This window comes from Streptomyces sp. NBC_00727 (assembly GCF_045161745.1).
Lineage (GTDB): Bacteria > Actinomycetota > Actinomycetes > Streptomycetales > Streptomycetaceae > Streptomyces.
Map to the genome: position 1 here is coordinate 1053964 of NZ_CP108981.1, position 14094 is coordinate 1068057.

General features: G+C 72.5%; 16 protein-coding genes and 2 pseudogenes. 8 read left to right on the forward strand and 10 right to left on the reverse strand.

Translation table 11 applies throughout. The annotated features are described in order from the left end of the window. Positions 1-14: 14 nt before the first annotated feature. The 5 genes from OG242_RS04515 to argC are packed head-to-tail and all read right to left on the reverse strand — an operon-like array spanning position 15 to position 4872. Positions 15-551, reverse strand: coding sequence for an arginine repressor (locus OG242_RS04515; protein WP_018103822.1), 537 nt, complete (start codon positions 549-551; stop codon positions 15-17). A gap of 10 nt (positions 552-561) precedes the next feature. Then, on the reverse strand, positions 562-1773 hold the full coding sequence (locus tag OG242_RS04520; RefSeq protein WP_405896903.1) for an acetylornithine transaminase: 1212 nt from the start codon (positions 1771-1773) through the stop codon (positions 562-564). After that, the gene (gene argB / locus OG242_RS04525; RefSeq protein ID WP_405896904.1) at positions 1770-2672 is read right to left on the reverse strand and encodes an acetylglutamate kinase; all 903 of its coding nucleotides are present in this window, start codon (positions 2670-2672) and stop codon (positions 1770-1772) included. The genes OG242_RS04520 and argB overlap by 4 nt, the downstream gene beginning before the upstream one ends. After that, entirely contained in the window at positions 2669-3847 is a 1179-nt protein-coding gene (gene argJ / locus OG242_RS04530) for a bifunctional glutamate N-acetyltransferase/amino-acid acetyltransferase ArgJ (protein ID WP_405896905.1), read from the reverse strand. Before argJ ends, argB begins: the two co-directional genes overlap by 4 nt. Then, positions 3844-4872, reverse strand: a complete 1029-nt coding sequence (gene argC, locus OG242_RS04535; protein WP_405896906.1) for an N-acetyl-gamma-glutamyl-phosphate reductase — start codon at positions 4870-4872, stop codon at positions 3844-3846. Before argC ends, argJ begins: the two co-directional genes overlap by 4 nt. A 100-nt stretch (positions 4873-4972) precedes the next feature. Between argC and OG242_RS04540 the strand changes: the two genes are divergently transcribed. From OG242_RS04540 to gap, 3 genes are all read left to right on the forward strand, one after another. Continuing rightward, positions 4973-5407 carry a VOC family protein gene (locus tag OG242_RS04540; protein ID WP_405896907.1) on the forward strand — a complete coding sequence of 145 codons (435 nt, stop codon included), beginning with the start codon at positions 4973-4975 and terminating at the stop codon, positions 5405-5407. Between the two features lie 42 nt (positions 5408-5449). After that, a complete protein-coding gene (locus tag OG242_RS04545; protein ID WP_405896908.1) occupies positions 5450-6418 on the forward strand; it encodes a GlxA family transcriptional regulator in 969 nt (322 codons plus the stop codon). A gap of 117 nt (positions 6419-6535) precedes the next feature. Next, the gene (gene gap, locus OG242_RS04550) at positions 6536-7534 is read left to right on the forward strand and encodes a type I glyceraldehyde-3-phosphate dehydrogenase (RefSeq protein ID WP_093709647.1); all 999 of its coding nucleotides are present in this window, start codon (positions 6536-6538) and stop codon (positions 7532-7534) included. A gap of 72 nt (positions 7535-7606) precedes the next feature. Here the strand turns inward: gap and OG242_RS04555 are convergent, their stop codons facing one another. Further along, complete coding sequence (locus OG242_RS04555; RefSeq protein ID WP_405896909.1) at positions 7607-7798, reverse strand: hypothetical protein; 192 nt, start codon at positions 7796-7798, stop codon at positions 7607-7609. 145 nt (positions 7799-7943) lie between these two features. Next, positions 7944-8348 (reverse strand): DUF5997 family protein, encoded by a 405-nt coding sequence (locus OG242_RS04560; protein ID WP_405896910.1) that lies wholly within the window; start codon positions 8346-8348, stop codon positions 7944-7946. A 109-nt stretch (positions 8349-8457) separates the two neighbouring features. Here OG242_RS04560 and OG242_RS04565 point away from each other — a divergent pair, with 109 nt between their 5' ends. The 4 genes from OG242_RS04565 (at position 8458) to OG242_RS04580 (ending at position 11211) form a co-directional block, all read left to right on the forward strand. Continuing rightward, positions 8458-9198 carry a LysR family substrate-binding domain-containing protein gene (locus OG242_RS04565; RefSeq protein WP_405896911.1) on the forward strand — a complete coding sequence of 247 codons (741 nt, stop codon included), beginning with the start codon at positions 8458-8460 and terminating at the stop codon, positions 9196-9198. Between the two features lie 39 nt (positions 9199-9237). Next, positions 9238-9750, forward strand: a complete 513-nt coding sequence (locus tag OG242_RS04570; RefSeq protein ID WP_405896912.1) for a DinB family protein — start codon at positions 9238-9240, stop codon at positions 9748-9750. Between the two features lie 47 nt (positions 9751-9797). Continuing rightward, positions 9798-10295, forward strand: a complete 498-nt coding sequence (locus OG242_RS04575; RefSeq protein WP_405896913.1) for a peptidylprolyl isomerase — start codon at positions 9798-9800, stop codon at positions 10293-10295. 166 nt (positions 10296-10461) lie between these two features. Continuing rightward, the gene (locus OG242_RS04580) at positions 10462-11211 is read left to right on the forward strand and encodes a Clp protease N-terminal domain-containing protein (protein WP_405896914.1); all 750 of its coding nucleotides are present in this window, start codon (positions 10462-10464) and stop codon (positions 11209-11211) included. A gap of 50 nt (positions 11212-11261) precedes the next feature. Here OG242_RS04580 and OG242_RS04585 read toward each other — a convergent pair whose 3' ends face one another. Both OG242_RS04585 and OG242_RS04590 read right to left on the reverse strand, forming a co-directional pair. Next, complete coding sequence (locus OG242_RS04585) at positions 11262-11837, reverse strand: histidine phosphatase family protein (protein ID WP_405896915.1); 576 nt, start codon at positions 11835-11837, stop codon at positions 11262-11264. A gap of 71 nt (positions 11838-11908) precedes the next feature. Then, positions 11909-12454: pseudogene (locus OG242_RS04590) on the reverse strand (PLP-dependent aminotransferase family protein); the annotation flags it as partial. Between OG242_RS04590 and OG242_RS04595 the strand changes: the two are divergent. Beyond that, a pseudogene (locus OG242_RS04595) lies at positions 12440-12685 on the forward strand (EamA family transporter); the annotation flags it as partial. The pseudogenes OG242_RS04590 and OG242_RS04595 sit on opposite strands and share 15 nt — an antisense overlap. A gap of 42 nt (positions 12686-12727) precedes the next feature. Here the strand turns inward: OG242_RS04595 and OG242_RS04600 are convergent. Beyond that, positions 12728-13978, reverse strand: a complete 1251-nt coding sequence (locus OG242_RS04600; protein WP_405896916.1) for a glycoside hydrolase family 10 protein — start codon at positions 13976-13978, stop codon at positions 12728-12730. Between the last annotated feature and the right edge of the window lie 116 nt (positions 13979-14094).

The window sequence follows — 14094 nt, forward strand, 5'->3', positions numbered from 1 at the left end:
GTCGGCGCCCGCCGTCAGCGCTCGTTCTGCGCGAGCCGCAGCAGATGGTCGGCGAGCGCCTGCCCGCCGGCCGGGTCGCGGCTGATCAGCATGAGCGTGTCGTCGCCCGCGATGGTGCCCAGGATGTCGTGCAGTTCGGCCTGGTCGATGGCCGAGGCCAGGAACTGCGCGGCGCCCGGCGGCGTACGCAGCACCACCAGGTTGGCCGACGCCTCCGCCGAGATGAGCAGTTCGGCGGAGAGCCGGCGCATCCGCTCCTCCTTGGCGGAGCCGCCCAGCGGTGCCTGCGGGGTGCGGAATCCGCCCTCGCTCGGCACCGCGTAGATCAGCTCGCCGCCGGTGTTGCGGATCTTCACCGCGCCCAGCTCGTCCAGGTCCCGGGAGAGCGTCGCCTGGGTGACGCTCAGCCCGTCATCGCTGAGGAGCTTGGCCAGCTGGCTCTGCGAGCGCACCGGCTGCCGGTTGAGGATGTCCACGATCCGGCGGTGGCGCGCCGTGCGGGTCTGCGGCACCGACGGCCCGCCGAACTCGGATTCCTGCGCCTCGGTCATCGTCGTCGCCTCATTCTCCGGAGCGCTTCTCTCCGGATCGTCCGTCCCCGTATGCCGCGTCGAGGGCGCCAGGCAGCGCCCGGAGGAACGCGTCCACCTCCGCGTCACCGATGGTCAGCGGCGGCATCAGCCGCAGGACATCGGGCGCGGGCGCGTTCACCAGGAGGCCGGCCCCCTGAGCCGCCTGCTGCGCCTGGGGCGCGAGGGGCTCGGTGAGCACGATACCCAGCAGCAGCCCGGAGCCCCTGACATGGGAGACCAGCGGGTGGCCCAGCGCCTCCACGCCTTCCCGGACGCGCTCGCCGAGTCGCTTGACCTGGTCGAGGGCGCCGTCGGCGGCGAGGGTGTCCAGCACCGCGAGGCCGGCGGCGCAGGCGACCGGGTTGCCGCCGAACGTCGTGCCGTGATGGCCGGGTGCGAGGAGGTCCGCCGCCGCACCGAAGGCGACCGCGGCGCCGATCGGGAGCCCGCCGCCGAGCCCCTTGGCGAGGGTGACGACGTCCGGCTCCACGCCCTGGTGGGCCTGGTGCTCGAACCACGTACCGCACCGGCCGATGCCGGTCTGGACCTCGTCGAGCACGAGCAGGGTGCCGGTGGCCCGGGTGATCTCCCGGGCGGCCTCCAGATAGCCCCTGGGCGGGACGACGACGCCGTTCTCTCCCTGGACCGGCTCGATGATCACGAGCGCGGTGTCGGTGGTGACGGCGGCCCGGAGCGCCTCCACGTCGCCGTACGGGACGTGCGTGACGTCGCCGGGCAGCGGGGTGAAGGCCTCGCGCTTCTTGGGCTGGCCGGTGAGGGCGAGGGCGCCCATGGTCCGGCCGTGGAAGCCGCCGTCGGTGGCGACCATGTGGGTGCGTCCGGTGAGCCGGCCGATCTTGAAGGCGGCTTCGTTGGCCTCGGCGCCCGAGTTGCAGAAGAAGACCTTGCCGGTGCGGCCGAAGAGCGAGAGGAGCCGTTCGGCGAGCGCGACGGGCGGCTCGGCGATGAACAGGTTGGAGACGTGCCCGAGGGCGGAGATCTGGGCGGTGACCGCCTCGACGACGGCGGGGTGGGCGTGGCCCAGGGCGTTGACCGCGATGCCGCCGACGAAGTCGAGGTACTCGGTGCCGTCCGCGTCCCACACGCGGGCGCCCTCGCCACGCACGAGGGACAGCTTCGGGGTGCCGTAGTTGTCCATCAGCGCGTGCTGCCACCGCTGCGAAAGCTCGGCGTTGCTCATGATTCCCCCTGCGCGTCGGGCACGACCATCGTGCCGATTCCCTCGTCGGTGAAGATCTCCAGCAGGATCGAGTGCTGCACCCGGCCGTCGATGACGCGGGCGGTCTCGACCCCGTTGCGTACGGCGTGCAGGCAGCCCTGCATCTTGGGCACCATGCCGCTGGACAGCTCGGGCAGCAGCTTCTCCAGCTCGGTGGCGGTGAGCCGGCTGATCACGTCGTCGCTGTTGGGCCAGTCCTCGTACAGCCCCTCCACGTCGGTGAGGACCATCAGCGTCTCGGCGTTCAGCGCGGCGGCGAGTGCGGCGGCGGCGGTGTCCGCGTTGACGTTGTAGACGTGGTTGTCGTCGGCGGACCGGGCGATGGAGGAGATGACCGGGATGCGGCCGTCGTCGAGCAGGGCCTGGATGGCGCCGGTGTCGATGGCGGTGATCTCGCCGACCCGGCCGATGTCGACGAGCTCGCCGTCGATGGTGGGCCGGTGCTGTACGGCGGTGATGGTGTGGGCGTCCTCGCCGGTCATGCCGACGGCGAGCGGCCCGTGCTGGTTGAGCAGGCCGACCAGCTCGCGCTGGACCTGGCCGGCGAGCACCATGCGTACGACGTCCATCGCCTCGGGCGTGGTGACGCGCAGGCCGGCCTTGAACTCGCTGACCAGGCCGTGCTTGTCGAGCTGTGCGCTGATCTGGGGGCCGCCGCCGTGCACGACGACGGGCTTGAGGCCGGCGTGCCGCAGGAAGACGACGTCCTGGGCGAAGGCGGCCTTCAGTTCCTCGTCGATCATGGCGTTTCCGCCGAACTTGATGACGACGGTCTTGCCGTTGTGCCGGGTCAGCCAGGGCAGCGCCTCGATGAGGATCTGCGCCTTCGGGAGTGCGGTGTGCTTCCGCGCCGTCGTCATGAGCTGTACGCGCTGTTCTCGTGGACGTAGTCCGCGGTGAGGTCGTTGGCCCAGATGACGGCGGACTCGGTGCCCGCGGCGAGGTCGGCGGTGATCTTGACCTCGCGGAAGCGCATGTCGACGAGGTCGCGGTCCTCGCCGACCGAGCCGCCCCGGCAGACCCAGACGTCGTTGATGGCTACGTTCAGCGCGTCCGGCTCGAAGACGGCCTTCGTGGTGCCGATGGCGGAGAGCACCCGGCCCCAGTTGGGGTCCTCGCCGTGGACGGCGCACTTGAGGAGGTTGTTACGGGCGATGGAACGGCCCACCTCGACGGCGTCGTCCTCGGTCGCGGCGTTGACGACCTCGATCCGGATGTCCTTGGAGGCGCCCTCGGCGTCCCCGATGAGCTGGCGGGCCAGGTCGTCGCAGACGGTCCGGACGGCCTCGGCGAACTCCCTCTGCTCCGGGACGGTCCCGCTGGCGCCGGAGGCCAGCAGCAGCACGGTGTCGTTGGTGGACATGCACCCGTCCGAGTCGACCCGGTCGAAGGTGGTGCGGGTCGCGTCGCGCAGCGCGGCGTCAAGCCCGGCGGCGTCCACGTCGGCGTCGGTGGTGAGCACGACGAGCATGGTGGCCAGGCCCGGGGCGAGCATGCCGGCGCCCTTGGCCATGCCGCCGACGGTCCAGCCCTCGCCGCCGGCGACGGCGGTCTTGTGCACGGTGTCGGTGGTCTTGATGGCGATGGCGGCCTTCTCGCCGCCGTGCGGGGTGAGCTGGGCGACCGCCTTGTCGACGCCTCGGAGGAGCTTGTCCATGGGAAGCGGGATGCCGATGAGCCCGGTGGAGGCGACGGCGATGGTGCCGGCACCGTGCCCGCCCGTCTCGTCGTACCCGGCGCTGTTCAGGGAGGCGGCCACCTTCTCGGCGGTGGCGTGGGCGTCCTGGAAGCCCTGCGGGCCCGTACAGGCGTTGGCGCCGCCGGAGTTGAGGACGACGGCGGTGACCTCGCCGCCCTTGACGACCTGCTCCGACCAGAGGACGGGGGCGGCCTTGACGCGGTTGGAGGTGAAGACGCCCGCGGCGGCGCATCGCGGCCCCTGGTTGACCACGACGGCCAGGTCCGGGTTGCCGTTCTCCTTGATTCCGGCGGCGATGCCCGCCGCCGAGAACCCCTGTGCTGCCGTGACGCTCACGGTGCGACTCCGATCGTGGAAAGACCTGTGTCCTCGGGCAGTCCGAGGGCGATGTTCATGGACTGCAGGGCCCCGCCCGCGGTGCCCTTGGCGAGGTTGTCGATGGCGCTGATCACGATGATCCGCCCGGCCGCCTCGTCGTACGCGACCTGGATCTGCACGGCGTTGGAGCCGTACACGGCGGCGGTGGCGGGCCACTGCCCCTCGGGCAGCAGGTCGACGAACGGCTCGTCCGCGTACGCCTTCTCGTAGGCGGCGCGTACGCCCTCGGCGGTCGTCCCCGGCTTCGCCTTCGCGCTGCACGTGGCGAGGATGCCGCGGGGCATGGGCGCGAGGGTCGGCGTGAACGACACGGTGACCGGCTCGCCGGCGGCGGCGCTGAGGTTCTGGATCATCTCGGGCGTATGGCGGTGGACGCCGCCGACGCCGTACGGGGTCATGTTGCCCATCACCTCGGAGCCGAGCAGGTGGGGCTTGGCCGCCTTGCCCGCGCCGGAGGTCCCGGACGCGGCGACGATCACGGCCTCCGGCTCGGCGAGCTGCGCCGCGTACGCCGGGAACAGCGCGAGCGACACGGCGGTCGGGTAGCACCCCGGCACCGCGATCCGCTTGCTGCCCTCGAGGGCGGCGCGCCCGCCGGGCAGCTCGGGCAGCCCGTAGGGCCAGGTGCCGGCGTGCGGCGAGCCGTAGAATTTCTCCCAGTCGGCGGCGTCCCGGAGGCGGAAGTCGGCGCCCATGTCGACCACCAGAACCTCGTCGCCGAGCTGTTCGGCCACGGCGGCGGACTGGCCGTGCGGCAGGGCGAGGAAGACGACGTCGTGCCCGGCGAGTACGTCCGCGGTGGTGGGCTGGAGGATGCGGCCGGCGAGCGGGCGCAGGTGCGGTTGCAGGGCGCCGAGGGGCTGGCCCGCGTTGGAGTTGGCGGTGAGTGCGCCGATCTCCACCTCGGGGTGGGCGAGCAGCAGACGGAGCAGTTCCCCGCCCGCGTATCCGCTCGCTCCTGCCACTGCTGCGCGTACCGCCATCGAAAGCCTCCTAGTCGATGGCATGACTATACGCAGTGATGCACTTTTATGCAAAGAATTCCCCTGGAGTGGCACCCGATCCGGCCTCTAGGGTGATCACATGGCAACGATCAAGCACCTTCAGGTGACCTTCGACTGCGCGGACCCCGAGCGCGTGGGACGTTTCTGGTGCGAGGTGCTGGGATATGTCGCGCCGGGGGCGCCGGAGGGGTTCGACTCCTGGGACGCGTACAACGCCTCGCTGCCGCCGGAGAGCCGGAACACGTGGTTCGCGGCCTCCGACCCCACCGGCGCCGGTCCGCGTATGTACTTCCAGCGGGTCCCCGAGGGCAAGGTCGCCAAGAACCGGCTGCACCTCGATGTACGGGTGGCCACCGGCCTCGTCGGCGAGGAGCGCCTTGCCGTGATCGAGTCCGAGTGCGCGCGGCTCCTCCCGCTCGGCGCGGTGCGCGGGAAGCTGCTGCCGGCCGACGGCGAGAACGAGTCCTGCCTCAACATGCAGGACGTCGAGGGCAACGAGTTCTGCCTCGACTGAGGCTCGCGGCCCGGCGCGCCCCGGGCACGTACGCTCACGCCCATGCCGGCCCCCTCCCCCAGCCCCCGTCTGCACCGCGTCGCCGTCCTCGTGCTCGACGGTGCGAAGCCGCTCGACGTCGGGATCCCGGCCCAGGTGTTCACGACCCGGGCGAGCATGCCGTACGAGGTACGGGTGTGCGGCGCGGCCCCGGGGCCGGTGACCGGCGGTGACGGGCTGGCGTACCTCGTCACGCACGGGCTCGAAGCGCTCGGCTGGGCGGACATCGTCTTCGTGCCCGGGTACCGGCAGCCGGACCGGGACGACCCGCCGCGGGCGGTGATCGAGGCGCTGGTCGCCGCGCACGGGCGGGGGGCGCGGCTCGCCGCCATCTCCACCGGGGCGTTCGCGCTCGCCGCGACCGGGCTGCTGGACGGCCGCCGCGCCACCACGCACTGGCACTACACGCGGGCCCTCGCGGCGAAGTACCCGCTGATCCGGGTGGACGAGAACGTGCTGTTCGTCGACGAGGGCAGCGTCCTCACCTCGGCCGGCGCCGCCTCCGGGATCGACCTGTGCCTGCACGTCCTGCGCGGCGACCTCGGTGTCGCCGCGTCCAACTACGCGGCGCGGCGGCTCGTCGCGGCCCCGTACCGCAGCGGCGGCCAGGCGCAGTACGTGCCGCGCAGTGTGCCGGAGCCGCTGGGCGAGCGGTTCGCGGCCACCCGCGAGTGGGCGCTGCACCGGCTCGGCGAACCGCTGACCCTGGACGCGCTCGCCCGGCACGCGGCGGTCTCGCCGCGCACGTTCTCGCGGCGGTTCGTCGAGGACACCGGGTACACGCCGATGCAGTGGGTGATGCGGGCCCGGATCGACCTGGCTCGCGAGCTCCTCGAACGCTCCGAGCGGGCCGTGGAGCAGATCGCCGCCGATGTGGGGCTCGGGACGGGCGCGAATCTGCGGCTGCACTTCCAGCGCATCCTGGGCACCACGCCGAGCGAGTACCGGCGCACCTTCACCAGGGGCGAATAGGGCGCGTCCGGTCCTCGGCCGGCTGGCGGGATCCTTGCGGACCGTGGCGATCACGCCGCTGTCCCGGGCCCGCGGCGGGCGCGATCGTGGAGGGCGAAGAGAGAAGGGACATCTCACATGACTCGCATCGCCATCAACGGATTCGGCCGCATCGGACGCAACGTGCTGCGCGCGCTGCTCGAACGCGACAGCGACCTCGACCTGGTCGCCGTCAACGACCTCTCGGAGCCGGCCACCCTCGCCCGGCTGCTGGCGTTCGACACCACCGCGGGCCGGCTGGGCCGCCCGGTCACCGTGGACGGGGACACCCTCGTCGTCGACGGCCGCCGTATCAAGGTGCTCGCCGAGCGGGAGCCGGCACGGCTTCCCTGGGCGGAGCTGGGCGTCGACATCGCCGTGGAGGCGACCGGCCGCTTCACCTCGGCGAAGGCCGCCCGCGCCCACCTCGACGCCGGTGCGAAGCGGGTGCTGGTCGCCGCGCCGTCGGACGGCGCGGACGTGACGCTCGCGTACGGGGTGAACAGCGACGCGTACGACCCCGAGCTGCACACGATCGTCTCGAACGCCTCGTGCACCACCAACGCGCTCGCGCCGCTGGCCTCGGTGCTCGACGACCTCGCGGGCATCGAGCACGGCTTCATGACGACCGTGCACGCCTACACGCAGGAGCAGAACCTCCAGGACGGCCCGCACCGCGACGCCCGCCGCGCCCGCGCCGCCGGCGTGAACATCGTGCCGACCACGACCGGCGCCGCCAAGGCGATCGGCCTGGTGCTCCCCCGCCTGGAGGGCAAGCTCTCGGGCGACTCGATCCGGGTGCCGGTCCCGGTGGGCTCGATCGTCGAGCTGAACACCACGGTGGCCCGGGACGTGACGCGCGATCAGGTGCTGGAGGCGTACCGGGCGGCGGCCGAGGGCCCGCTGGCGGGCGTACTCGAATACTCCGAGGACCCGCTCGTGTCGGCCGACATCACCGGCAACCCGGCGTCGTCCATCTTCGACTCGGAGCTCACCCGGGTCGACGGACGCCACATCAAGGTGTCCGCCTGGTACGACAACGAGTGGGGCTTCTCCAACCGGGTGATCGACACCCTGACCCTGCTGGCCGGCCGCTGAAGGGTGTTTCGCTCGCCGGCCGGGGCCCGTCGGTGCCGGCCCCGGCCGCGTGGTGCGCGCGTACGACGCGTGTCAGGCCGGCTCGAAGCCGTTCCGGATGACGCCGTACTCCACGGGCGTCTCCCAGCAGGCGTAATGGCGGCCGGGGAGATCCGCGAGGCCGGTCCCCAGCGCTTCCGCCAGATCGGCGGCACCGGTCTTACGGATTCGAGCGGGCGCGTCGGCAGCTTGGTGGTGGGCGCACGCGCCGCGCACTTCGGTCACCACGTACTCCACGCGCCTGCCCGCGCCGCCCGCCGGTTCCTCGTGGTGCCTGAGCGGCGGCAACGGGGCCGGCCTCTACAGCTACTGAGGCCGAGGGGCCCGTTCCGCGGTCGCGGAACGGGCCCCTCAGACGGGTCTGCGGGCGTCAGGCGCGCTCGTCCCGCGCCTTCGCCTCGCGCTCGGCGTTGCGCTCCTTGATGCGGACGTTCTCCTTGCGGACGTCCGCCTGGGTGGCGCGCTCCTTCTGCAGCCACTCGGGGTTGTCCTGCTTCAGGGCGTCGATCTGCTCGGTGGTCAGGGGCTCGGTGACCCCACCGCGGGCCAGGCCCGAGATGGAGACGCCCAGCTTGGCCGCGACGACCGGGCGTGGGTGCGGGCCGTTGCTCCGCAGGTCGAGCAGCCACTGGGGCGGATCGGCCTGGAGGGCCGCCAGCTCGGCGCGCGAGACGACACCCTCCTGGAATTCGGCGGGGGTGGCGTCGAGGTACACACCCAGCTTCTTCGCCGCGGTCGCGGGCTTCATCGTCTGGGCGGTCTGGTGGGACTTCATGGGGTCAAGGGTATCCAGCGCGTGCGGCGCCCTCGACCACGGCCGGTAACCTGGCGGGGTGACAGGCCCGGAAGCAACCCCTTCGTTCCGGCTGGCGTACGTCCCCGGAGTGACCCCCACCAAATGGGTCCGGATCTGGAACGAGCGCCTGCCCGGCATCCCCCTGACCCTCGTCCAGGTGCCCGCTGCCGAGGCCCAGGGCCTGCTGCGCGCAGGCGAGGCCGACGCGGGGTTCCTGCGGCTGCCGGTCGACGGCACGGATCTCAGCGCGATCCCCCTGTACACGGAGACGACCGTCGTCGTGGTCCCGAAGGACCATCTGATCGCGGCGGCCGACGAGGTGTCCGTCGCGGAGCTGGCCGACGAGATCGTGCTGCACCCGTTGGACGACTCCCTGGCCTGGGAGCGGCTGCCGGGCCGCCCGGCGGTCGAGCGGCCGGTGACCACGGCGGACGCCGTCGAGCTGGTGGCGGCCGGCATCGGCGTCCTGGTCGTCCCGCAGTCGCTGGCCCGGCTGCACCACCGCAAGGACCTGACGTACCGGCCGCTGACGGACGCGCCCGAGTCGCGCATCGCGCTGTCGTGGCCGCAGGAGAAGACCACCGACCGGGTGGAGGACTTCATCGGCATCGTCCGCGGCCGGACCGTGAACAGCTCGCGCGGCCGCGCCGGGGCTCCGCCCGCCGACCGGCCGAAGGAGAAGGACAAGCCGAAGCGCGCTTCCGGTACGGGGGCGGGCAAGGGCTCCCGGGGCAGTTCGGGCGGTTCCGGCGGGACCAAGGGCGCCAAGGGCGCCAAGGGTTCGCGCGGCGCGACCGCCAAGCGCGGCAAGCCGCGCCGGAGGCCGTAACCGCGCCGTTGTCAGTGCCCCCTGACAGCATCGGTGACCATGGAACACACCGAACGCCCGATGCCGCCCCTCGACGCCGACGAGCGCACCGGCCTGGAGAGCTGGCTCGACTTCTACCGGGCCACCGTCGCCCTGAAGTGCGAAGGCCTCACGGACGAGCAGGTGCGCAGCGCCTCCGTACCGCCGTCGTCGCTGACGCTGATGGGGCTCGTCCAGCACCTCGCCGAGGTCGAGCGGAACTGGTTCCGCCGGGTCCTGAACGGCGAGGACGTCCCGCCTGTCCATGGCGGGCCCACCCGTCCCGACGGCCACGACGGGGGCTTCGAGCTCGCCGGGGGCGCCACCTTCGCCGGGGCCCTGGCGGCCTGGCAGGAGGAGATCGCCGTGTCCCGCGCGGTGTGCGCCGGGCGGTCGCCGGAGGACTCGGCGCCCTTCATGGGCGGCGAGGTGAACCTCCGCTGGATCCACCACCACATGATCGGCGAGTACGCCCGGCACAGCGGTCACGCCGATCTGCTGCGCGAGCGGATCGACGGAAGCACCGGCGTCTGACGGGCCGGGTTTCCGGGTCGCTCCGGGGAGATGTCAGGATGGGATCCATGACGAGCCAGGTTTTCTTCGACATCACCATCAACGACGAGCCCGCCGGGCGGATCGTGTTCAATCTGTTCGACGACATCGTTCCCAAGACCGCCGAGAACTTCCGCCAGCTGGCCACCGGCCAGAACGGCTACGGCTACAAGGGCTCCTCCTTCCACCGGGTCATCCCGGAGTTCATGCTCCAGGGCGGCGACTTCACCCGCGGTGACGGCACGGGCGGCAAGAGCATCTACGGTGAAAAGTTCGCCGACGAGAACTTCCAGCTGAAGCACACCAAGCCCGGCCTGCTCTCCATGGCCAACGCCGGCCCGAACTCGAACGGTTCGCAGTTCTTCATCACGACCATCGTGACGTCCTGGCTGGACGGCAAGCACGTCGTCTTCGGCGAGGTCGCCGACGAGGACAGCATGGTCCTGGTCAAGCACATCGAGTCCCTCGGCTCGCAGAGCGGCCGCACCAAGGCGAAGATCACCATCTCCGACTCCGGGATCCTCTGACCCCGGACCTCCCGGCACGCAGCCCCCGGCTGACCGAACGCGTCGCCCGACGAATCCCGTCGGGCGGCGCGTTTTCGTCATTCGGGGCGCGGGGGGGTCCGGCGGGCGATCCTTGCACTGTCAACCGATAGTTGACACCCAAACACTGTCAACTTACGGTTGACGCATGACGAATCCCGTAGTCCCGTCGCAGCCCGTCCGCCTCGACGACCTGATCGACGCCATCAAGAAGGTCCACTCCGACGCCCTCGAACAGCTCCAGGACGCCGTCATCGCCGCCGACCACCTCGGCGACGTCGCCGACCACCTCATCGGCCACTTCGTCGACCAGGCGCGCCGCTCCGGCGCCTCCTGGACCGACATCGGCAAGAGCATGGGCGTGACCCGCCAGGCCGCCCAGAAGCGGTTCGTCGCCAAGACCCCCGGAGAGGGCACCGACCTCGACCCGAGCCAGGGCTTCGGCCGCTTCACCCCGCGCGCCAAGAACGTGGTGATGGCCGCCCAGAACGAGGCACGGGCGGCCGGCAACCCCGAGATCGGTACCGAGCACCTCGTCCTCGGCCTGCTCAGCGAGCCCGAAGCGCTGGCGGCGGCGTTCATCAAGGCGCAGGGCGTGGTCCTGGACGCCGTCCGGCAGGCGGCCACCGCCGTGCTCCCGCCGGCCGCCGACAGCGAGATCCCCGAGCTGATCCCGTACAACGCCGACGCGCGCAAGGCGCTGGAGCTGACCTTCCGCGAGGCCCTGCGGATGGGACACAACTACGTCGGCACCGAGCACATCCTGCTCGCCCTGCTGGAGCACGAGGACGGCTCCGGCGTGCTCAGCGGTCTCGGCATCGACAAGGCGGCCGCCGAGCAGGCCATCACCGAGGCGCTCGCGATCCTCGTCTCCAAGGAGTCCGGCAAGGACGAGTGACCGCCGTGCGACGGAACCGCACGGGCGGCTGAACGTGTCGCACCGCCGCCCTAACGGGTCCCCGTCTCCAGGCGCAGGCTCCAGCGGCGGGGCAGGCCGGTCAGGGTGACGGTGGCGAGCGGGCTGATGTCGACGTTCCAGTACGAGGACGGCGGGGCATTCAGCGCGTAGACGAGGGCGGCCCTCACGACGGCGGGTTCGGCGACGGCGACGATCGCGCCGTCGTACACGGGGCGGGTGTCCAGCCAGCCGCCTATCCGGGAGATGAACGCGAGCAGCGGTTCGCCGCCGTGCGGCGCGGAGCGCGGGTCCGCCAGCCAGGCGTCGACGGCCGCCGGTTCTCGCGCGGTGACCTCGGCGAGGGTGCGGCCCCGCCACCGCCCCATGTCGCAGTCCCGCAGGGCCGGCTGGACGAGGGGATGGAAGCCGAGCGCCTCACCGGTGGCACGGCTGCGCGGCGTCGGCGAGCAGTAGCGCAACTCGGCGGCGCCCAGGGACATCAGCGCCGGAGCCACGAACCGCGCGGCGTGCCAGCCGGCCTCGTCGAGCGGCCGGTCGTCGTCGAAACGCTCGGCGAGCAGGGAGGAACCGCGCGCTGCGGCGACGAGCGAGACGCGAACGGTCATGGCCGTGATCGTGGGGCGGATCGCGACGCGGGTCAAGAGGTCGTTCGCGCACTCCTACGCCCGAGTAGGGGTCAGGCGGCGGCCGGCGTGCCCTCCCACGCCGTACGCAGCCGGCGTACGCCCTCCGTGATCTCGGCCGGGCCCGCGACCGAGACGAAGCTCAGGCGGATGTGCGGGGCCGGGGGTTCGGCGGAGAAGTACGGCCGTCCCGGGGCTACGGCCACCCCCGCGCGCAGCGCCGACTGGACCGTCGCGGACTCGTCCGTGCCCGCCTCGGAGCCGGGCAGGCCCAGCCAGAGGTAGCCGCCGCCGGCCGGGATGTGCGGCAGGCCGAGCCCGGGCAGGGCCTCCCGGAGCGCGGCCGTCATCGCCGTGCGCCGGGCGCCGAGCTCGGCGGACACGGCGCGCAGATGCCGGGACCAGGCGGGCGAGCCGACCAGTTCGAGGGCGGCCTCTTGGAGCGGCCGCGGTACGAAGAAGCTGTCGACGACCTGGATGCCCCGCAGCCGTTCCAGGGCCGGGCCCCGGGCGGCGAGCGCGCCCACCCTCAGGCTGGGCGAGGCGGCCTTGGTGAGGGAGCGGGTGTGGACGACGACTCCGTCGGGGTCGTCGGGCTGGTCTGGGTGTCGGCCGTCTCCACGCTCCTCGGCCTGTACGTCTGGTACCGGGGCATGGCGGAGATCGGGGTGGCGCGCGCCAGCCAGCTCCAGCTGGCCCAGCCACTGCTGACCCTGTTCTGGTCGTTCTTCCTGCTCGGCGAGGAGATCGCCGCGGCGGCCCCGGTCGCCGCGGTCGCGGTCCTGGTCTGCATCGCGCTCACCCAGCGCGCGGCCCGCACCCGGCCCTAGGGCCTGGCGTGTGGGGCAGGCCGGGCGCGCGGACCCTGACCGTCAGCGCGGCGGCCTCGCGCGCGTCCGGTAGTGGTCGGCGACCACCCGGTCCATCGCGCCGATCCGGTCCGCGGCCACGCTGTTCGCCGAGAAGTAGGCGTGCCCGCGGACCTGGTCGTGTCCGGCCGCGAGGTCGATGTGGCGGGACAGCTCCGCCGGGTCCTGCCAGGCCGCGGGCTGGGCCGGGTCGCCGCACTTGTACAGGGCCTCCCCGATGAACAGGTCGACGCCCGTCCCCCGTACCGTGTCGGACCACCACGGCACCAGGGCCGCGTAGTCGGCCGCCGCGTTGCCGATGTGCCAGTACAGCTGCGGGACGACGTAGTCCAGCCAGCCCTTCCTGATCCAGCCGCGGGTGTCCGCGTACAGGTCGTCGTACGTCTGCACCCCGGCCCGGGTCCGCGAGCCCGCCGGGTCCGTGTCCGCGTTGCGCCAGACGCCGAAGGGGCTGATGCCGAACCGGACGCCGGGCTTCAGCGCCTTGAGGCGTTCGGCCGTCTCGCGGACCAGCCGGTCCGTGTTGTCGCGGCGCCAGGCGGCCCGGTCGGGGAAGCCGGCGCCGTACTTCTCGTAGGCGGCGCCGTCCGCGAAGCTCTGGCCGGCCACCGGATACGGGTAGAAGTAGTCGTCCCAGTGCACCGCGTCGATGTCGTAGCGGCGGACCGCGTCGAGCATCGCGTCCTGGACGAAGGCGCGGACCTCGGGCAGGCCCGGGTTGTAGTAGAGCTTGCCGCCGTACGGCAGCACCCAGCCGGGGTTGCGGCGCGCGGGGTGGGAGGCGGTGAGCCGCCCGGGGTCGGTGTGGTTCGCGACCCGGTACGGGTTGAACCAGGCGTGCAGCTCCAGACCCCGGTCGTGCGCCTCCCGGACGGCGGTGCCCAGCGGGTCCCAGCCGGGGTCCTTGCCCTGCGTCCCGGTCAGGTACTCCGCCCACGGCTCGTACGCCGAGGGCCACAGGGCGTCGGCGGTCGGGCGGACCTGGAGGATCACCGCGTTGAGCTTCCGCTCCACGGCCCGGTCGAGGTGGGCCGTCAGTTCGGCCCGCTGCGCGGCGGCGGACAGACCGGGCCTGGACGGCCAGTCGGTGTTGGCGACGGTCGCGACCCACATCCCGCGCAGCTCGCGCCGCACCACATCGCGGCCGGCGGCCGGGCCGGGCAGGGCCCGTACCCGCCGGGGCCGCGCGACGGCGTCACCGGCCACCGCCGCCGCTCCCGCCGCACCGGCGACCGCCCCGGCCGCACCGGTCACGAACCCTCTTCGGGCCATTCCTCGCATCGCGTCGCACCCGCTCTCTCTCCGCACTCGAACAAATCCCTGCAATCCGGGCACCGGAGTGTCCAGAGCCGAGCATGCACGCCCCGGAC